The sequence below is a fragment of the Streptomyces sp. NPDC045026 genome, from assembly GCF_056432625.1.
The window spans coordinates 1-19,255 of sequence record NZ_JBWKIS010000008.1; the positions used below are offsets into that span (position 1 = coordinate 1).

At 72.2% G+C, this 19,255-nt stretch carries 19 protein-coding genes and 1 pseudogene; 8 read left to right on the forward strand and 12 right to left on the reverse strand.

The genetic code is table 11. The features are described 5' to 3' along the window. The 4 genes and pseudogenes from AC07EJ_RS18900 to pssA all read left to right on the forward strand — a co-directional run. Window positions 1-135: pseudogene (locus AC07EJ_RS18900) on the forward strand (MaoC family dehydratase); the annotation flags it as partial. Between the two features lie 2 nt (window positions 136-137). Next, window positions 138-1,343 (forward strand): acyl-CoA dehydrogenase family protein, encoded by a 1,206-nt coding sequence (locus tag AC07EJ_RS18905; RefSeq protein ID WP_362901554.1) that lies wholly within the window; start codon window positions 138-140, stop codon window positions 1,341-1,343. A 172-nt stretch (window positions 1,344-1,515) separates the two neighbouring features. Beyond that, on the forward strand, window positions 1,516-2,172 hold the full coding sequence (locus tag AC07EJ_RS18910) for a phosphatidylserine decarboxylase (RefSeq protein ID WP_389483114.1): 657 nt from the start codon (window positions 1,516-1,518) through the stop codon (window positions 2,170-2,172). Continuing rightward, entirely contained in the window at window positions 2,159-3,013 is an 855-nt protein-coding gene (gene pssA / locus AC07EJ_RS18915) for a CDP-diacylglycerol--serine O-phosphatidyltransferase (protein ID WP_375983401.1), read from the forward strand. The genes AC07EJ_RS18910 and pssA overlap by 14 nt, the downstream gene beginning before the upstream one ends. 59 nt (window positions 3,014-3,072) lie before the next feature. Here the strand turns inward: pssA and AC07EJ_RS18920 are convergent, their stop codons facing one another. Then, window positions 3,073-4,119 (reverse strand): zinc-binding dehydrogenase, encoded by a 1,047-nt coding sequence (locus tag AC07EJ_RS18920; RefSeq protein ID WP_478884568.1) that lies wholly within the window; start codon window positions 4,117-4,119, stop codon window positions 3,073-3,075. Next, on the reverse strand, window positions 4,116-5,294 hold the full coding sequence (locus AC07EJ_RS18925; protein ID WP_478884569.1) for an LLM class flavin-dependent oxidoreductase: 1,179 nt from the start codon (window positions 5,292-5,294) through the stop codon (window positions 4,116-4,118). Before AC07EJ_RS18925 ends, AC07EJ_RS18920 begins: the two co-directional genes overlap by 4 nt. 124 nt (window positions 5,295-5,418) lie before the next feature. Between AC07EJ_RS18925 and AC07EJ_RS18930 the strand changes: the two genes are divergently transcribed. Then, on the forward strand, window positions 5,419-6,282 hold the full coding sequence (locus tag AC07EJ_RS18930; protein ID WP_478884570.1) for a PaaX family transcriptional regulator: 864 nt from the start codon (window positions 5,419-5,421) through the stop codon (window positions 6,280-6,282). A gap of 65 nt (window positions 6,283-6,347) precedes the next feature. On the opposite strand, the gene AC07EJ_RS18935 is transcribed toward AC07EJ_RS18930, so the two are convergent. Then, window positions 6,348-7,499, reverse strand: a complete 1,152-nt coding sequence (locus tag AC07EJ_RS18935; protein WP_393586286.1) for a glycerate kinase — start codon at window positions 7,497-7,499, stop codon at window positions 6,348-6,350. 232 nt (window positions 7,500-7,731) lie between these two features. Here AC07EJ_RS18935 and AC07EJ_RS18940 point away from each other — a divergent pair, with 232 nt between their 5' ends. The 3 genes from AC07EJ_RS18940 (at window position 7,732) to AC07EJ_RS18950 (ending at window position 10,142) form a co-directional block, all read left to right on the forward strand. Then, window positions 7,732-8,790: an ADP-ribosylglycohydrolase family protein gene (locus tag AC07EJ_RS18940; RefSeq protein ID WP_478884571.1), complete on the forward strand. Its 1,059-nt coding sequence runs from the start codon at window positions 7,732-7,734 to the stop codon at window positions 8,788-8,790. 48 nt (window positions 8,791-8,838) lie between these two features. Next, window positions 8,839-9,336, forward strand: coding sequence for an NUDIX domain-containing protein (locus AC07EJ_RS18945; protein WP_389483128.1), 498 nt, complete (start codon window positions 8,839-8,841; stop codon window positions 9,334-9,336). 68 nt (window positions 9,337-9,404) lie between these two features. Continuing rightward, window positions 9,405-10,142: an SIR2 family NAD-dependent protein deacylase gene (locus AC07EJ_RS18950; RefSeq protein ID WP_478884572.1), complete on the forward strand. Its 738-nt coding sequence runs from the start codon at window positions 9,405-9,407 to the stop codon at window positions 10,140-10,142. 27 nt (window positions 10,143-10,169) lie between these two features. Here AC07EJ_RS18950 and AC07EJ_RS18955 read toward each other — a convergent pair whose 3' ends face one another. From AC07EJ_RS18955 to AC07EJ_RS18995, 9 genes are all read right to left on the reverse strand, one after another. After that, window positions 10,170-11,408, reverse strand: coding sequence for a cytochrome P450 (locus AC07EJ_RS18955; protein WP_389483133.1), 1,239 nt, complete (start codon window positions 11,406-11,408; stop codon window positions 10,170-10,172). Between the two features lie 24 nt (window positions 11,409-11,432). Then, window positions 11,433-12,857 carry an NAD(P)/FAD-dependent oxidoreductase gene (locus tag AC07EJ_RS18960; RefSeq protein WP_478884573.1) on the reverse strand — a complete coding sequence of 475 codons (1,425 nt, stop codon included), beginning with the start codon at window positions 12,855-12,857 and terminating at the stop codon, window positions 11,433-11,435. Further along, on the reverse strand, window positions 12,814-13,038 hold the full coding sequence (locus AC07EJ_RS18965) for a ferredoxin (RefSeq protein ID WP_389483138.1): 225 nt from the start codon (window positions 13,036-13,038) through the stop codon (window positions 12,814-12,816). Before AC07EJ_RS18965 ends, AC07EJ_RS18960 begins: the two co-directional genes overlap by 44 nt. Window positions 13,039-13,149: 111 nt before the next feature. Continuing rightward, window positions 13,150-13,788 (reverse strand): hypothetical protein, encoded by a 639-nt coding sequence (locus AC07EJ_RS18970; RefSeq protein ID WP_389483140.1) that lies wholly within the window; start codon window positions 13,786-13,788, stop codon window positions 13,150-13,152. A gap of 104 nt (window positions 13,789-13,892) precedes the next feature. Next, window positions 13,893-14,411, reverse strand: a complete 519-nt coding sequence (locus AC07EJ_RS18975; RefSeq protein WP_389483142.1) for a methylated-DNA--[protein]-cysteine S-methyltransferase — start codon at window positions 14,409-14,411, stop codon at window positions 13,893-13,895. Window positions 14,412-14,424: 13 nt separating this feature from the next. Further along, window positions 14,425-15,891, reverse strand: coding sequence for an AlkA N-terminal domain-containing protein (locus AC07EJ_RS18980; protein WP_478884574.1), 1,467 nt, complete (start codon window positions 15,889-15,891; stop codon window positions 14,425-14,427). Between the two features lie 88 nt (window positions 15,892-15,979). Next, a complete protein-coding gene (locus tag AC07EJ_RS18985) occupies window positions 15,980-16,495 on the reverse strand; it encodes an O-acetyl-ADP-ribose deacetylase (RefSeq protein ID WP_478884657.1) in 516 nt (171 codons plus the stop codon). Between the two features lie 11 nt (window positions 16,496-16,506). Further along, a complete protein-coding gene (locus tag AC07EJ_RS18990) occupies window positions 16,507-17,916 on the reverse strand; it encodes a phytoene desaturase family protein (RefSeq protein ID WP_389483214.1) in 1,410 nt (469 codons plus the stop codon). Window positions 17,917-18,307: 391 nt separating this feature from the next. After that, window positions 18,308-19,159, reverse strand: a complete 852-nt coding sequence (locus tag AC07EJ_RS18995) for an inositol monophosphatase family protein (RefSeq protein WP_393586300.1) — start codon at window positions 19,157-19,159, stop codon at window positions 18,308-18,310. Window positions 19,160-19,255 lie beyond the last annotated feature (96 nt).

Consider the following 19,255-nt stretch of genomic DNA (forward strand, 5'->3'; position numbering starts at 1 on the left):
ACCAAGGGCTACAAGCAGGACGGCACGCTGGTCTGCGTGTTCCGCCGCAAGGTGATGGTCCCCACCGAGACGTACATCAAGGAGCGCGGCGGCGAGCAGCCCGGCCGCCCCCAGCTCAAGGAGCAGGAGAAGTAGCCATGGCGCGACTCGCCCAGACCGCCGGTCTCACCGACGTCCAGCAGGAGATCCTCTCCACCGTCCGCGACTTCGTGGACAAGGAGATCATCCCGGTCGCGACCGAGCTGGAGCACCGCGACGAGTACCCGCAGCAGATCGTCGACGGCCTCAAGGAGTTGGGCCTGTTCGGCCTGATGATCCCCGAGGAGTACGGGGGCCTGGGCGAGTCTCTTCTCACGTACGCCCTGTGCGTCGAGGAGATCGCCCGCGGCTGGATGTCGGTCTCCGGCATCATCAACACGCACTTCATCGTGGCGTACATGCTCAAGCAGCACGGCACGCAGGAACAGAAGGACCACTTCCTGCCGCGCATGGCGCTGGGCGAGACGCGGGGCGCGTTCTCGATGTCGGAGCCGGCGCTCGGCTCGGACGTGTCGGCGATCTCGTCGAAGGCGGTGAAGGACGGCGAGGAGTACGTCCTGAACGGCCAGAAGATGTGGCTGACGAACGGCGGCTCGTCGAATCTGGTGGCCGTTCTCGTCAAGAGTGACGAAGGACACCCCGAGGGCACGGCGCCCCACAAGTCGATGACGACCTTCCTCGTCGAGAAGGAGCCCGGCTTCGGAGAGGTCCGCCCCGGCCTCACCATTCCGGGGAAGATCGACAAGATGGGCTACAAGGGCGTCGACACGACCGAACTCATCATGGACGGACTGCGCATTCCGGCCAATCGGGTACTCGGCGGCGAGACCGGCCGAGGGTTTTACCAAATGATGGACGGAGTGGAAGTCGGCCGCGTGAACGTCGCGGCGCGTGGCTGCGGTGTCGCGCAGCGTGCGTTTGAACTGGGGGTTTCCTATGCCCAGCAACGCCACACGTTCGGCAAGCCGATCGCCCAGCACCAGGCCATCCAGTTCAAGCTCGCGGAGATGGCTACCAAGGTCGAGGCCGCCCATGCGATGATGGTCAATGCAGCACGCAAAAAGGACTCTGGGGAACGAAACGACCTGGAAGCGGGGATGGCGAAGTATCTCGCCTCCGAATACTGCAAGGAAGTGGTCGAGGACGCCTTCCGGATCCACGGCGGCTACGGCTTCTCCAAGGAGTACGAGATCGAGCGTCTCTACCGCGAGGCGCCGATGCTCCTGATCGGTGAAGGTACCGCCGAGATCCAGAAAATGATCATTGGCCGCCGCCTGCTCGAGGAGTATCGATTCCAGGGCTGAATGTCCGCTGCGGGGTGTTTTGTTCGAGAAGAAGATCACACCCTGTCAGCACTCTTCGGTCGCCGACTCAGCTTCCTGGCTTGCCCAGTTGTGGCCCGCAACCGATAGCATCCCGGAAAAGCCGCCGTCCCCCCCGTACAAAGCGCGGCATCATCCGCTACGAAGGTCATCCATGCCCCACAGCCAAACCTCTGCACCACGCGACGGCGTCCTCGGCGGACGCATTGCGCGCGGAGCATCGCCGTGGCTCCTGCCGACCGTCGCCACAGCCGCCCTGAGCCTGGCCCGTTCACGTCGCTCCAAGAAGGCCGCCGCAGTAGCCGTACCCGCCACCGCTCTGGCGGCCGGCATGCTGTGGTTCTTCCGCGACCCCGAGCGTGAGATCGCCTCCGGCCGGGTCATCTCCCCGGCCGACGGCGTGGTGCAGAGCATCATGCCGTGGAAGGACGGACGGACCCGGGTCGCGATCTTCATGAGCCCGCTGAACGTCCACGTCAACCGCGCGCCGCTGGCGGGCACGGTGACGTCCGTGGAGCACATCCCCGGCGGGTTCGTCCCGGCGTTCAACAAGGAGAGCGAGAACAACGAGCGCGTTGTCTGGCACTTCGACACCGAGCTCGGCGACATCGAGATGATCCAGATCGCCGGCGCCGTGGCCCGGCGCATCGTCCCCTACATCCCGCGGGGCACGAAGGTCGAGCAGGGCGAGCGCATCGGTCTGATCCGCTTCGGGTCGCGCGTCGACATCTACCTCCCCGAGGGTGTCGAGGTCGCGGTCGAGGTCGGTCAGAAGACCGTGGCTGGGGTGACTCGCATTGACCGTGACTGATCCAGAGACGCAGGCCGGGTGGGTGCCCGAGGCCGAGGAGGCGGACGAAGCGGAGGAAATGCCGCTTTCACTGCGCCTGTCGATAGCGGACACCCTCACGCTCGGTAACGCCACGTGCGGCTTCATGGCGGTGTACTTCACCACCACCGGCATCCTGATCCCGCACCTCCAGGGCAGCCAGGAGTCGGGCATGGCCCGGCACAGCGCGGCCACGGCCGTGATCCTGATGCTGGCCGCGGCGATCTTCGACCTGTTCGACGGTCTGGTGGCGCGCAAGCTCCGCTCGTCGCCGATGGGCGCCGAGCTGGACAACCTCTCGGACCTCATCAGCTTCGGCCTGGCACCCGCGTACTTCGTCCTCGTGTACGGCATGGTCGCGGACGACGCACATCAGCGGGTGGCGGCGGTGGGCGCCATCGTGGTGCTCCTGGCCGTCGTGCTCAGACTCGCGAGATTCTCGTGCGTGACGGTGAAGGACGGCACCTTCCAGGGCATGCCGAGCCCCTTCGGGGCGCTCACTGTCGTGTCGATCGTGCTCCTCGAGCTGCCGTTCGTGGCCACGGTCCTCGCGATCATCGGGACGGCCTGGCTGATGGTGAGCCGCGTCGAGTACCCGAAGCCGCGCGGTCCGCTCGCGGTCGCGATGCTGGGGTGGATCGTGGCGGCGATGGGGCTCCTGGCGGCCTGGGCGTTCGACGCCCCCGGCGGCCAGCTGCTGCTCCAGACCGGCTGCGCGCTCCAGCTGGTTCTCGGCGCCGTGATCCCGCTGTTCGCGACGGCCCGGAGGGTGAACAACTTCCGGGGCAACCGCCGCGAGGCACGCGCCGCTCAGCTGCCGTAACCCGTACCCGTACGTCCGAAGGGCCCCGAACCGCTTGGTTCGGGGCCCTTCGCTCTGTCTCAGGGCGCGGGGTGCAGGCCGGGGCCGGGCAGGCCGGGGCGCACCAGGACCTTCACGTGGTCGTCGGGCTGCCGCAGCGTGTCCAGGGCCGCGGACACCCCGCCGAGACCCACCTGGCCCGTCACGAGCGCGGCCGCGTCGATCGTGCCGTCCGCGATGCGCTCCAGGGTCCTGCCGAACTCCTCCGGCGGATACGCCATGCACATGGTCACGGTGATGTCCTTGTAGAGGCCGACGACGGGCATGAAGACGTCCTCCGTCATGCAGGCCCCGATCAGAAGCACTCGTGTCCTGCGCGGCGTCCTGTGCAGGATCTCGTTGAACATGCCGGCCCGGCCGGAGCACTCCAGGACCGTGAGCGGCGTGTCCGCGGGCGCGGCCGCCCGCCACGCGTCGAAGGGGTCCCGCGCCGCCGGGTCGACGCACACGTGCGCGCCGAAGCGCTCGGCGAGGGCACGCCGCCGCGGGGACGGCTCCGATACGACGACGGGCGCCACGCCCCGCTCCACGAGCGCGGCGACGGCGCCGAGGCCGATGGGCCCCGCCCCGATGACGACGGCCCCGGAGCCGAGCTCGGGCGCGGCCCGCGCGACGTTCCCGAAGCCGACGGCGAGGGGCTCGGTGAGCGCGGCGACGTGCGGCGCCACGTGGTCGGGCACGGGGATCAGCGCGGCCTCCTGGAGGACGACGCGCTCCCCGAAGCCGCCCGGGAAGGCGGTGGCGTATCCGACGGTGCGCAGGGTGCCGCCCGCGTCGAGCGCCCACGGCAGCCCGACGACGACGCGGCCCTGCCACTCACCCGGGCTCAGCACCCGCGCGCACAACTCGTGGCCCATGACCAGATCGGCATCCGGGTCGAACAGGAACGCCTCGGTACCGGAGTCGCGGGAGGCGCGCAGGAAGGCATCGGTGTGGCGCGCGGCGGACAGGTCGGAGCCGCAGATGCCCGTGGCGAGCGGCTCGGCAAGGACCTGCCCCGGGCCTGCCACGGGCTCGGGCACGTCGTCCTCGACGAACCGGCCCCGGCGCAGGACGGCGGCCCTCACCGGACCTCACCCCCGCCGCGCACCGCCGCCTCGACGGCGCTGCGCATCGCCCCGACGAACCGCTCGCTGTTCTCGTGGGCCCAGGCGGCCGACGCGGTCCGACGCCGGTTCGCGCCGGTGCAGTGCGGGACGACGTACTCGGCGAAGAGCTCGTAGCTGCGGCGCTTGGCGGCCGGTGTGCCGGTCGGCAGGTCGAGCAGGAGGAGCGTGCCGAAGCCGCCGCAGGCTTCGGTGAGCGCCTCGATACGGGCCAGGGCGTCGTCCGGAGTGCCGATGGTGGCGACCCCGAAGACCGGGAAGCCCTCGGACGTCCACCGGTCGAGCGCGTCCTGCGCGGTGCGGCCCCAGGGCAGCTGCGTGCCGGACAGGCCCTCGATGTAGCGCACCAGGTGCAGCACCCCGTACGCCGCCTGCTCGCGGGCCGCCTCGCGGGTCTCGGCGAGGTGCATCGGCACGACGAGGCGCCAGGCGGTGCGGTCGGCGGTGTGGCCGTGCCGGGCGCAGGACTTCTCGTACGCCGTCCAGTTCCCGTTCAGGGCGGCGAGCCCGGCCGGGTCGGCGGCGGCGAGGGACAGCAGGCCGATGCCGTGCCGGCCCGCCTGGACGGAGCCCGAGGGCGAGACGGTGGACGCGACGGCCATGTCGAGGCCCTCGGGCCGGTAGGGGCCGAGCTGGAGGCGCGCGTCGGCGAGCTCGTACCAGTCCGTCCGCTCGGTCACCGTCTCGCCGCGCACCAGACGGACGATCGCGTCGAGCGCCTCGGCCATCATGGCGCGCTGGCGCAGCGGGTCGATGCCCATCATGAACGCGTCGGAGGCCAGCTGGCCCGGACCCGCCCCGAACATCACGCGGCCCATCGTCTGGTGGTCGAGCTGGAGCAGCCGGTCGGCGAGGATCAGCGGGTGGTGGTACGGCAGGGAGTTCACGCCCGTGCCGAGCCTGATGCGGTGCGTGAGCTCGGCGGCCGCCGCGATGAACACCTCGGGCGACGCGACGGTCTCGTACCCGACGGAGTGGTGCTCCCCGATCCACGCCTCGTCGTAGCCGAGGGTGTCGAGATGGCGGACCAGGTCGAGGTCGCCGCGGATCTGGAGGGCGGGGCTGCCGTCGGTTCCGTGGTACGGGGCGATGAACGCGCCGAAGCGCGTGGGCGGTTGAGGCGCTGAAGGGTGCACGCGTACGCCTTTCGTCGGCCGGGACGTGAGACATAAGGTCGGGCATCGTGCCTCTTACGTCCTATAGTGGCGCGGCGTATAAATCAACAGAGGCACACGGCAACAGCGACTGAGGGAGCGGGAGTTGGAAGAGCCGAAGACCCGGCGGCGGGGCGACGGGTCGCCCAGTGCGCGCACGCTCGCGCTCACCGTCCTCGGCGAGTACGTCCGCTATCCCGGCGACGAGAAGGTGTGGTCGGGGGCCGTCGTGGGCGCGCTCGGCGCCTGCGGCATCGGCGAGGCGGCGACGCGGCGCGCCCTGACGCGGCTCGCACGCGAGGGCTGGTTGCGCACGGAGCCGGCCGGGCGCAGGACCCGCCTCGTCCTGGAGCCACGCCTGGTGACGCTGCTGACCGCGTGGACGCACCGACTGGAGCGCGCCGTCGAAGAGACGGCCTGGGGCGGCGAGTGGCAGCAGCTGCTGCTGCGCGTCCCGGCCGGAGAGTGGCGTGAACGGGCGCTGGTGGAACAGCAGTTGGCGTTCGAGGGGTTCGGACCGCTCGGGCAGGGCGTGTGGGTGGCCGCCGACGCCGGCGGGGTGCCGGTGCTGCGTGAGCTGCTGTCCGAGCAGGGCCTCGCCCCGTACGCGCTGTGGCTGACGTCGCGCACCCCCGACGACGCGCGGCTCATCGAGCGGGCCTGGGACCTGGCCGCGGTCCGGGAGGGCCACGAGCGGTTCGTGGCGCGCTTCGGTGACCTCCGCGCGGCGGGGAGCGCGGCCGGTGGCCGGGAGGGGGACGCGTCCGCTTTCGTGGCCAGGACCCGGCTGGTGCACGCCTGGCGCGGGACGTTCGAGCGGGATCCGCGGCTGCCCGGCGCGCTGCTGCCGGACGACTGGCCGGGCCGCGCCGCGACCCGGCTGTTCATCGACGCGTGGCGGGCGCTGCGGGACCCCGCCGACCGCTACTGGCGCGGCCTCACCGGGGTTCGGGCCACGGACGGCGGGTAGCCCTTGGCGACCTCCGGGGTGGGGGTCACCCCCTCCCCCGGCGCGCTCACCCGTCACATGTCACGTCACACCAGGAAATCCCGGGCGATCCGCTCAGCAACCGTCTCCAGGATCGGGCCCGCCTCGGCGATGCAGCGGGCCACGTCCGGCTCCACGTCCGTGAGGGCGTAGGCGCGGCGGATGCCCGCGCGGCCCAGCGCCTCCGGGTGAAGAGTGAGCCGGCCGCAGACCGCCACGACCTCGACGCCCGCCGCGCGGGCCGCCGCCGCGACGCCCGCCGGGGCCTTGCCGTGGAGCGTCTGCTCGTCGAGGGAACCCTCGCCCGTGATGACGAGGGTGGCGCGGGCGAGCGCGGGCGCGAAGCCGAGGACGTCGAGCATGACCTCGATCCCGGCCCGGAAGCCCGCTCCGAGGCCGACGAGGGCGCCGTAGCCAATGCCGCCGGCGGCTCCGGCGCCGGGCGAGTCGGCGTACTCGAGTGCCTTCGGGCCGATCGACTCGGCGAGGACCTGCGCGAAGTGGGCCAGCGCCGCGTCCAGGGCGGCGACATCGTCCGTCGTCGCGCCCTTCTGCGGGCCGTACACCGCGGGCGCGCCCTTCGGCCCGGTCAGCGGGTTGTCGACGTCGCTGGCGAGGACGATCTCCACGTCGGCCAGGCGCGGGTCGAGCCCCGAGAGGTCGGCCGTGGCCAGATCCGCGAGGGGCCCGCCGCCGGGGCCGACGGGCTTGCCGTCCGCGTCCAGGAAGCGCGCGCCGAGCGCGGCCAGCATCCCGGCGCCGCCGTCCGTCGTGGCGCTGCCGCCCACGCCGAACACGATGGAACGGGCGCCCGCGTCGAGCGCCGCGGCGAGCAGTTCGCCGGACCCGTACGTGGTCGAGGTCAGCGGCGCGAAGACGCCTTCGGGCAGCAGCTGGAGCCCGGACGCCTCGGCCATCTCGACGACGGCCGTGCCGTCCCGCAGGGCGTAGGTCGCCGTGACCTCGTCACCGAGCGGCCCTGTGACCCGTACCTCGCGGCGCTCGAAACCGGCCGCCACGGCCGCGGCCACCGTGCCGTCGCCGCCGTCCGCGACGGGCACGGACTCGACCGTCACCCCGGGCGCGATCCGCCGCAGACCGGCCGTGACCCGCTCCGCGACCTGCACGGCCGTGAGCGAGCCCTTGAACTTGTCCGCGGCGATGAGCACGTGCTCCGCCGTCACTCCAGCGTCCGCCACCTTGCATTCCCCTTGCTTTCGCGCCTTGCTCACACAAGGCAGTCGCGCCGCTGCGACCTTAACCGGAGGTGGGGGCCGCTGCCCATGGCCGTCCGGTCCGCGAAACGGCGTGCCGGGATGATAAGCCCCGATATACCCGCTCAAAGCGGGGCGTCATGAGCGCGGAAATGATCGATCAGCCGGGCGCGGTGCGGACGGTCGGGCGCGGTGCACCAGTGGGTACACCAAAGACATGACCCCAGTGGGCGGCGACCTCCAGGACCGCGTGCTCGGCGGCTGGCTCGGCCGGATCGCGGGCAACATGCTCGGCAAGCCGGTGGAAGCGGGCGAGCTCTGGACCCGGGCGCGCATCGACGGCTATCTGCGACGGGCCGCCGCCCTGCCGCTCACCGACTATCTTCCCGAGCCCGCCGACGAGTCCGACAGCCTCGCGCTGCGCCCCGAGTGGCGCCGGTGCGTGCGCGGGCGGATCCACGGCAGCTGCCGGGACGACGACGTGGACTACGCGATCCTCGGCCTGCACCTCCTGGAGACGCACGGCTTCGCCTTCTCCACGGAACAGGTGGGTGATCTGTGGCTGCTGAGGCTGCCGTATCTGCAGACGTTCACCGCTGAGCGTGCGGCGTACCGCAACCTCGCGAACGGGCTGAAGCCGCCGCTCACGGCGACCTACGACAACCCGTACCAGGAGTGGATCGGCGCGCTGATCCGTGCCGACGTCTTCGGGTGGACGTGTCCGGGCGACCCGCGCCGCGCCGCCTCCCTGGCGCGCCGCGACGCGGTCCTGTCCCATACGGGCAACGGCGTGTACGGGGCGATGTGGGCGGCGGCGCTCGTCGCGGCGGCCTTCACGGCGCCGGGCCCGCGCGCCGCGCTCGACTCGGCGCTCACCGTGATCCCGGCGAGCAGCCGCCTGGCCCGCACGGTGCGCCGCGCGGCGTCGCTCCACGAGTCGCGGCTGAGCTGGGAGGAGACGCTGGCCGCGCTGGAGGAGGAGACGGCCGGGCTCGGCTGGATCCACACGGTCCCGAACGCGGCCGTCATCACGGCCGGGCTCCTGTACGGCGACGGGGACTTCACCCGCACCCTCGCGCTCACGGTGCGCGGCGGCCTGGACACGGACTCGAACGGCGCGACGGCGGGGTCCGTGGCCGGTGTGCTGTGCGGGGCGGCGGCCGTCCCGGCACAGTGGAAGGAGCCGCTGGAGGACCGGGTGCGCAGCGCGGTGTTCGGGTTCGACGGCGCGCGGATCAGTGAACTCGCCGCACGTACGGCCGAGTTGGCCGGATGACAGTCCGGCGTACGCGGTCCCCGGCGCGCCCTCGTTACGCTTTCCCCCATGACCACCACTGCCGAGTTCGCCGCGTACATCGCGGGTCTCCCCCGTGTCCTGTGCGGCGCCGCCGCGCTCTTCCGCGACGTCGAGGGGCGTGTGCTGCTCGTCGAGCCGAACTACCGCGACGGGTGGGCGCTGCCCGGCGGCACCGTCGAGTCCGACACAGGTGAGACGCCGCGCCAGGGCGCCCGGCGCGAGACCCTGGAGGAGATCGGCCTCGACGTGGAACTCGGCCGGCTGCTCGCGGTCGACTGGGTGCCGGGCACGCCCGCACAGCCGCCGCTCGTGGCCTATCTGTACGACGGCGGGGTCCTGGACGAGGACCTCTTCAAGGAGATCAGGCTCCAGGAGGAGGAGCTGCTCTCCTGGCGCCTGGTGGAGCCGGCGGACCTGCCGGAACATCTGCCGGCCTCGCTCGGCCGTCGCGTCCAGGCGGCGCTCGATGTACTCACACGGGGCGAGGGAACGGCCGAGCTGGAGGACGGCAACCGCGTGAGCTGACCCGGCCCCGCGCGGCGGGCGCCCATACTGCCTCGCGGCCGCCCGGCCGGGCGCCTACCCTCGGCGGCATGAGCAGCCAGCCTCTCGTCGCGATTCTCAGTGGTGCAGGCATCTCCACGGACTCCGGGATCCCGGACTACCGCGGGCCCAACGGTCTGTGGCGGCGTGATCCGGAGCCGGAGAAGCTGGTCACGTACGAGCACTACATGGGCGATCCGGAGATCCGCCGCCGGTCGTGGCAGATGCGGCGGAAGAACCGGACCCTTGCCGCCGAGCCGAACGACGCGCACCGGGCCGTCGCCGATCTGGAGCAGGCCGGTGTTCCGGTGCGGGTGATCACGCAGAACGTGGACGGGCTGCACCAGCTCGCCGGGATGCCCGCCCGCAAGGTCCTCGAACTGCACGGATCCGCACGGAGCTTCGTGTGTACCGGCTGTCAGGCGCGTGGGCCCATGGAGGACGCCCTCGCCCGGGTCGAGGCCGGCGAAGACGATCCGCCGTGCCTGGAGTGCGGGGGGATCCTCAAGTCGGCGACCGTGATGTTCGGGGAACAGCTCGATCCGGTGGTCCTTGGCGAGGCCGTCGCGATCACCAAGGCGTGTCAGGTGTTCGTCGCCGTGGGGAGCAGTCTTCAGGTGCAGCCCGCCGCCGGGCTCACCGGTGTTGCCGCGGATCATGGGGCGCGGCTCGTCATCGTCAACGCCGAGGCGACGCCGTACGACGCATTGGCCGACGAACTCATCCGCGAACCCATCGGCACGGCGCTGCCGAAGCTGCTGCGCCAACTCGGCAGGGCGCACCCCTAGGGACAGCCCCAAGGCCAGGGCAAGGCCCTAAGGGCGGATCCCGTCGCAGGAGATGTGCAGATGCCGCGGCCCGCGCAGCACGGCGTTCTGCCGGTAGGGCGGCGGGTCCTCTAGGAGCCGTGGGTTTTCCAGCCTCCGGGCCAGTTCCGACAGGGCGAACTGGGCCTCCAGCCGGGCGAGAGGTGCGCCGAAACAGCTGTGGATGCCGCTGCCCAGGCCGAGATGCTGGATGTCCCCGCGGTCCGGGTCGAAGCGGTCGGGATTCTCGAAGCGCTGAGGGTCGCGGTTGCCGGACGCCAGGACCAGCCAGAGGGAGGCGCCCTTGGGGATGGTGACGCCCCGGACCTCGATGTCGGCGAGGGTGGTGCGCTGCGGCACCAGTTGTACGGGCGGCTCGAAGCGCAGCAGTTCCTCGACGATGGGTACGGCCAGCCGTGGATCCGCACGCAGCCGCTCAAGGACGTCGGGGTTGCGCAGCAGGGTCAGCATTCCGTTGGTGACCAGGTTGACGGTCGTCTCGTGGCCCGCGATCAGCAGCAGCGCCGCAGTGCTGAGGAGTTCCATCGTGGTCATCGAGCCGTCTTCGCCCTTGGCCGTCGCCAGCTCGGAGAGCAGGTCCTTCCCGGGCTTCTTGCGGCGCTCCTCGATCAGGCCGGCCAAGTACATGCCCAGTTGCATCCGGGCGTCGTTCGACTTCTTGCCCCGCTCGGCGGGATCCGCGTCCGGGTCGGGGTCCAGGCTCGCGGCGATCGTGTCCGCCCAGACGTGGAAGCGCGCCTCGTCCTCGCGCGGAATCCCGAGCAGCCGGCAGATCACCGTCACGGGGAAGGGGTAGGAGACCTGGTCCACCAGGTCGATCCGGCCCGGGTCGCCGATGCCGTCGATGAGGCCGGAGACGATGCCATGGAGTTCTCCGCGCATCCCGTCGATCAGGTGGGGGGAGTGCGGCGGGCCGAAGGGCCGGTTCGTCATGCGTCGCAGCCGGTCGTGTTCCGGAGGGTCGAGCCGCAGGAAGCTGGGCGGCAGGGCGCTCTCCTCCTCCTGGGCCGACGCGGCCAGCGGGTCGAGGGCGGTCGAGGCCAGATTGCGGGCGTCGGAACTGATCCGAGGATCGTGCAGGAGGCTGCGGATCTCGTAGTAGGTGCTGACGACGAACGGCCCGTCCTCTTCGTGGTGGACCGGCGTCTTCCGCAGCTCTTCGTAAATCGGGTACGGATTGGCGCGGTTGGCGTAGTCCAGGATCTGGTGCAGGAAGGATTGCGTCATGGCGAGTCCTCGTGGCCGTGCGGGTCAGTGCGCAGGGATGAACGTGATCCGGCGGTCGGCCGGGGAGTATCCGCTGAGGGTCACGGTGGGGCCGTGCGTGGGAACCGACGGGTCGGGGAAGTCCGCGTCCATCGGCTGCTGTCCATCCGAGCGCCGGTCGACCGTGGGGAACGGCGGCGGGAACGGCGCGGTGGTCTCGATCAACTCCTGGTAGAACGGCATCCACTTGGCCTGGTCGAAGCCGACCGCCCCGATGACGCGCCCCTGGTACCCGTAGACGCCGACGAACCGGTGCTCCTCGAGCGAACCCTGTGAGATGAGGATCTCCGTCCCCAGTGACGGCACCCCGACCGACTTGATGTTGACCCCGAACTGCGAGGACCAGAAGGCCGGCATCCACATGTGGGGGACGCGGTCGGTGCTTTCGCTCAGCATGTTGTGCGCCGCGATCTCTGCCTGGGCGACGGCATTGCCCCAGTGCTCCAGGGACAGGAACTGGTAGCCGAACAGGGCGTGCGGGGAGCGGGCGACGTCGCCCGCCACGTAGATGTCGTCGGTGACGATTCCCCGGATGTCGAACGCGCGGCAGCCGGCGTCGCACGCGATCCCGCGAGGGCCCGCCCCGAGTCCGGATCCGGCGAGCCAACCGGTGTTGCGGGTGGCGCCGAGCGAGACGACCACCACGTCGGTCTCCACGGTGGAGCCGTCGGACAGGTGCGCGGCGCGCACACGTCCCGTGGCGTCGCCCTCCAGAGCGGTCACCATGACTCCGCACCGCAGGTCCACACCGTGGCGGCGCTGGAGTTCGGCGGCGACCGCGCCGACCACCCCGCCGAGTGCGCCGACCAGGGGTGCCGCGGCGCGTTCGGCGACGGTGACCGGGAGGCCGCGTTCGCGGCAGGCGGAGGCGATCTCCGAGCCGGTGAACCCGGCGCCGATGACGAAGACCCGTTTGGGTCCCTCGTCGAGCCGCCGTGCGAGCCCGGCTGCGTCGTCGCGGGTCCGCAGTACGAAGACGCCGTCAAGTTCCGCCTCGGCCTCACGAGGCCACGGTCGCGCCCGCACCCCGGTGGCGATCAGCAGCCGGTCGTACGGCACTTCGTCGCCGTCGGCCAGCCGCACCCGCTTGGCGGCCATGTCCAGGCCGGTGGCCGGGACGCCCAGCCGCCAGGTCGCGTCGACGGACCGGCGCCTGGGCAGCGCGGTGCCGTCGGCGGTCGCCCTGCCCAGCAGCACCTGCTTGGACAGCGGGGGCCGGTCGTACGGGTCGTAGGGCTCGTCACCGATGATGGTCAGGGAGCCCGCGAAGCCCTCGTCACGCAGGGTTTCCGCAGCCCGCAGGCCCGCCAGCGAGGCACCGACGATGACGATGCGGCCTTCGCGCTTGAGCCGTTCCAGGCATCCCTCACTGCTCACGGGACGCCGCCTCGGCCGGGGCGTCCACCGCATCGACCAGGATGGCCTGAACGGGGCACGCCGCGGCGGCCTGAGCCAGCTTCTCGCGCTGTGCCTCGTCGGCCTCCGGGGTGTACAGCAGGGCCTCCTCGCCGTGCATGACGAAGATCTCGGGCGCGAGGAACGCGCACTGCGCGTACCCCTGACAGCGGTTCAGGTCGACGGCAACGCTCACCACGGGATCGGTCCTCTCCAACGGCCCGCTCAGCCCCCTGTGACCACCCTCGGTGTCCGGACGGGATGCGGCGATGGGAAGGCGGCCGTTGGAGTGAGCGGTGTGGTCGGCTCAGACCGGTGTGGCCGGCTGTGACCGGGCGGAACGCCGACCCCGCAGGATGTCCAGGCTGACGAGCAACGCCCAGACCGGGAAGATCAGTTCGGACCAGGGCACGTTCGCACCCACCACGAGCAGCGCAAGGCCGGCCAGGTAGCCGAGGACGATGAGCGGGCGCGGGAGGGCGCCTGTTCGGCGGCCGATGGTCGAGGTCGTGATGATGAACACGGCTGCCATCCGCATGGCGTACGTGGTCAGCAGGGCGTAGGCGAACTGCCGGCCGAAGGGAGGGTGCTGCTGACTCTCGCCGAGCACGGTTCCGGCTGCCGCGGCGGCGCCGAACAGGGTGGCGACGAAGATCAGGCCGCTGCCCAGGAACACGGTGGAGACGAACCGGTCCTCGCCCTCGCCGGCCTGCTCGCGCAGGGCGCCCATGAACCACAGGAAGGCGATCCCGGCGAACGGGACCAGCGCCAGTGCCGTCCGCACGGCGCCGCGCTGCGCCGCATCGGCGGTGACGTCCTCCCCGCCGGTGCCGCCGGGCAGAGCGATGCGCATCAGGACGATCGCCGCGGCCATCAGGATCGCGAACACCACCCCGGCCACTCCGGCGGCCCAGGGTGTCGCGAGGCGCTCGTGCTGTCGCTCCATGGTCTCCCGCTTTCTGCCTGGTCCTCCTTCGTACAGACACCAGCGATCCGGGGACTCGCGCCACCGGAGTCACTCGGGAGGAAGACCGCGGTGCGCCATACGGGCTATGGCCGCCGGTCGGATTCGGACCCGACCTGGAACAGCGCCGCGCCCTGCTCGAAGTCGAGGAGGCGCCGCTTGCGTTCCAGGCCGCCTCCGTAGCCGGTCAGGCCGCCGCTCGCGCCGATGACGCGGTGGCAGGGGACGATGACGCCGACGGGGTTCTTGCCGTTGGCGAGGCCCACGGCACGGGACGCGTTCGCGTTGCCGAGGGCCTCGGCGAGCTCCCCGTAGGTGCGGGTCTCCCCGTACGGGATGTGCTGGAGCTGCTCCCAGACGCTGCGCTGGAACGCGGTGCCTTCGAGGCGCAACGGCAGGTCGAACTCTTTCAACTCGCCCTGGAAATAGGCCTCCAGCTGGTCGATGACGGCCCCGAAGGGCCTGCCGTCGCGCTCCCCGAAGGTCTCTTGTGCGGGGCGGTGACGCTGGTCGGTCATGTAGAGGCCGCTGAGTGTGCCGTCGGTGGCGACGAGCGTGAGCGGCCCGTAGGGGCTGTCGATGACGTGGTGCTGCTTGCCGGTCATGGTGGTACGTCCCTTACGCGGGAAGGAAGTTGATCGGGTGGTCGTCGGTGGCCCACAGGTACTGGACGGCGTACGCGCGCCAGGGGCGCCAGGACGCGGCGCGCGCGGTGAGCGCGGCCGGGGTGTGGGGCAGCCCCAGCTCCTGTGCGGCGCGCCGCATTCCGAGGTCGGTGGGCAGGAAGGCGTCCGGGTCGCCGAGGGCGCGCATCGCGATGGCCTCGACCGTCCAGGGCCCGAACCCGGGCAGCGCCATGAGCTGGGCCCTGGCCTCGTCCCAGTCGCTCTCGGGGCCGAGGACGAGGGTGCCTTCGGCGAGCTCGCGCACCAGCGTGGTCAGGGTGGTGCGGCGGCTGCGCGGCAGCGCGAGCGCCTCGGGGTCGAGGGCCGCCAGGGACGCCGGTGCCGGGAAGAGGTGGGTGAGGCCGCCCTCAGGGTCGTCCACGGGCTCGCCGTGCGCGGTGACGAGGCGCGCCGCGTGGGTGCGGGCGGCGGCCGTGGACACCTGCTGGCCGAGTACGGCGCGTACCGCGAACTCGGGCTCGTCGACGGTGCGCGGCACCCGGCGGCCCGGGGCCTTGCCGACGAGCGGCGCGAGCAGCGGGTCCGCGCGCAGCTGCTCGTCGACGGCGACGGGGTCGGCGTCGAGGTCGAGCATGCGGCGGCAGCGGCTGATCGCGACGGTCAGATCGCGCTGGTCGGTGAGGAGGAGGCGGCAGCCGATGTGGTCGGGGGCGGGGGTGAGGGTGACGATGCCGTGCCCGTAGGGGAGGCGCAGCGTGCGCCGGTAGGCGCCGTCGCGCCACTCCTCGACGCCCGGTACGGCGGTCGCGGCGAGGTGACCGAAGAGGTTGTCGGGGTTGAGCGGGGCGCGGAACGGGAGGCGCAGCGTGATCGCGCCGGGCGCCGTCGCGCCGTTCCTGGGCGCGCGGGTGCGCAGCTCGCTCGGGGAGAGCGCGTAGACCTCGCGGACCGTGTCGTTGAAGGTGCGGATCGAGGAGAAGCCGGCGGCGAACGCGATGTCGGCCATCGGCAGCCCGGTCGTCTCGACGAGGATCCGTGCGGTCTGGGCGCGCTGGGCGCGGGCCAGGGCGAGGGGGCCCGCGCCCAGCTCGGCGAGGAGCTGACGCTCGACCTGGCGGGCGCTGTAGCCGAGGCGTCCGGCGAGGCCGGGGACGCCCTCGCGGTCGACGACGCCGTCGCCGATGAGGCGCATGGCGCGAGCGACCAGGTCGGTTCGCTGGTTCCATTGCGGGGAGCCGGGGCTCGTGTCGGGGCGGCAGCGCTTGCAGGCCCGGAATCCGGCCTGCTGGCAGGCGGCGGCGCTGGGCAGGAAGGTCATGTTCTCGGGCTTCGGAGGCACTACCGGGCAGCTGGGCCTGCAGTAGATCCGGGTCGTCAGGACGGCGGTGAAGAACCAGCCGTCGAAGCGGGCGTCCTTGGACTGGACGGCCCGGACGCATCGGTCGGTGTCGGTGTGCATGCAGCAAGCATGGCCGATGGCCGCCGCCCTCGGCTGGCGAGAATCCGACATCAACGTGCGGGCCGCGCGGCCCCTCGGCGGGGAGCGGTCAGTCGGCGAGGGCGTCCGCGAAGGCCGCGTACGCCCGGTCGTCGAAGAGGACGAACCGCACCTCTTCGACCGGCGGCCCGGCGACCTCCCGCACCGTGCGGACCGCGATGCGCGCCCCGTCGCCCAGCGGCCAGCCGTAGATCCCGGTCGAGATCGCGGGGAAGGCCACGGTCCGCGCACCGAGGCCGGCCGCCACGCGCAGCGACTCGCGGTAGCAGGAGGCGAGCAGCTCGGACCGGTCGAGGGACGCGGACCAGACGGGGCCGACGGTGTGGATCACATGGCCGGCGTCGAGGTTCCCGGCCGTCGTGGCGACCGCCCGTCCCGTGGGCAGGCCCTTGCCGTAGCTCGAAGCGCGGAGTCTGCGGCACTCGGCGAGGATCTCGGGGCCGCCGCGCCGGTGGATCGCGCCGTCGACCCCGCCGCCACCGAGCAGCGAGGAGTTCGCCGCGTTCACGATCGCGTCGGCGGTCTCGGCGGTGATGTCGCCCTGGACCAGCGTGATTCGGATCATGTCGCGTCGGGTCATGTCGCGCGGATCCTCCTCCATACGGCCTTGGCCGCGTTGTGCCCGGACATGCCGTGGACGCCCGGCCCCGGCGGGCTCGCGGACGAGCAGATGAAGACGGCGGGGTGCGGGGTCGTGTACGGCGACAGGGACAGCTTCGGCCTCAGCAGCAGCTGGAGCCCGCTCACCGCGCCGCAGGCGATGTCACCGCCCACATAGTTCGCGTTGCGCGCGGCCAGCTCGGGCGGTCCGGCCGTGGCCCGCGCCAGGATCCGGTCGCGGAACCCGGGCGCGAAGCGCTCCAGCTGCCGCTCGACGGCGTCGGTGAGGTCGCCGTCCCAGCCGCTGGGGACATGTCCGTACGCCCAGAAGACGTGCCGGCCCGCAGGGGCCCTGGTGGGGTCCATGACGCTGGGCTGGACGGTGATGAGGAAGGGCTTGTCCGGGGCGCGGCCCTCGCGGGACGCGGCGCGCAGGGCCGCCGCGATGTCGCGGCTGCCGGGCCCGATCTGAACGGTGCCCGCGCTCCTGGCCTCCTTGGCGGTCCACGGCACGGGTCCGTCGAGCGCGTAGTCGAGCTTGAAGACGCCCGGGCCGTACCGGAAGCGCTCGTAGTAGCTGCCGAGCCCGGCGATGCGGGCGAGCGCCGTGGGCGAGGTGTCGAAGACGTAGGCGCGGGCGGGCGGCAGGTCGTCGAGGCGCTTGATCTCGTAACTGGTGTGGACGGCTCCGCCGAGGTCCTTCAGGTACGCGGTCAGCGCGTCGGAGATCGACTGCGAGCCGCCGCGCGCGACGGGCCAGCCGCGCGCGTGGGCGGCGAGCGCGAAGACGAGGCCGACGGCTCCGGTGGCGAGGCCGCCGAGCGGCGCGATGGCGTGCGCGACGAGCCCGGAGAACAGGGCGCGCGCCCGGTCCTCGCGGAAGCGGCGCATCAGCCACGTCGACGGCGGGAGGCCCACGAGCCCGAAGCGGGCCAGGGTGACCGGGTCGCGCGGCAGGGAAGTCAGCGGCAGCGCCATGAAATCCCGTACGAGCGCGTCCCACTTCGGCAGGAGGGGCGCGACGAGCCGGCGGTAGGTGCCCGCGTCGTGCGGCCCGAACGAGGCGGCCGTCTCGGCGACGGAGCGTGACAGGACGGCCGCGCTGCCGTCCGGGAAGGGGTGGGCCATGGGGAGGTCGGCGTGCAGCCACTCCAGGCCGTACCGGTCCAGCGGCATGGCTCTGAACGCCGGCGAGTTGATCCCCAGCGGGTGGGCGGCCGAGCAGGGGTCGTGGCGGAATCCGGGGAGGGTGAGCTCCTCGGTGCGCGCGCCTCCGCCGACGGTGTCCCTGGCCTCGAAGACGGCCACGGAGAGCCCTCGGCGGGCCAGCTCCACGGCAGCGGTCAGGCCGTTCGGTCCCGCACCCACGACGACGGCATCGAGCATCGACGGCACCTTCGGACTCCTTTGTCAGCCGAGGCCACTGACGGCCAGGATATGCCGCAGGACTGACAGACCCGGGGCGCGGGGCGAACCGGGACGGAAGGGTACGGGCGTGCGCCGGCGGTCGTCGCTGGTCAGCCCTGGTGGGCTCGGGCGGGAGCGTGGGCCTGACCTTGGGCGGCAGCAGCGGGAGCCAGGGCCCGAGCCTGGGCGGCAGCAGCGGGAGCCAGGGCCCGAGCCTGGGCGGCAGCAGCGGGAGCCAGGGCCCGAGCCTGGGCGGCAGCAGCGGGAGCGAGGGCCCGAGCCTGGGCCGGCTCGGGCGAGAACGCCGGCCCGGCCTCGGCCGGCGTCGGTCATGCGGGCGGGCACCGCCGCGGGGCGCCCAGCCGTCGCCTTACTCGCCGCCGACCAGGTCCATCACGCGCCGCGCCGTGGCCGCGTCCCTGGCCGCCGTGAACGGCAGTGCGTTCCCTCCGGTGATCCGGAAGGGCTCGCCCGCCTTCGTCAGGTGCGTACCGCCCGCCTCCTCGACGAGCAGCAGGCCCGCGGCGTGGTCCCAGGCCGCTTCCCACGAGAAGGCCGTGGCGTCCAACTCGCCGCGTGCGACGGCCAGATACTCCAGACCGGCCGACCCGCACGGGCGCGGGCGCACCCCGTCGGTCCACAGGCCCAGCAGGGCGCGCTTCTGCTCGTCCGTCGTGTAGTCGGGGTGCGAGGTCGCCACGTCGATGACCTCGTCCTGACCGGGTGACCCGGCGTGCAGCGCCTCGCCGTTGAGCCGGGCGCCCTTGCCGCGGACCGCGACGGCGAACTCGCCGAGCGCGGGGGCGAACGTCCAGGAGGCGAGGACCGTGCCGTGCTGGGCGAGCGCGACGAGCATGCAGAACCCGGGGTCTCCGTGGACGAACTGGCGGGTGCCGTCGACCGGGTCGACGATCCACACCGGGGCGTCCTCGCCTATCGCGTCGTAGACCGCGTAGTCGGCGTGCACCGCCTCCTCTCCGACCACGACGGAGCCGGGCAGCAGAGCGCCCAGCTCACGGGTCAGATACTCCTCGGCCAGCCGGTCGGCGATGGTCACGAGGTCGTGCGGGCCGCTCTTCTGGGAGACGTCACCCTCGGCGAGCTGCCGGAAGCGGGGCATCACCTCTGCGGCGGCAGCGGCGCGCACGGCGCGCTCCACCTCGGTGACCCCGTGTACGAGAAAGTCGTCGATGCTTTCCGTCGTTTCCTGTGCTTCGATCATGCATCCATGAGAGCACGCTCCACTGACAATCCGTACCCGCCTGGTGTACGAGGGGTGGAATCGCCATGAATTCGCCTCTCCGCCCGCTCCGGCAGA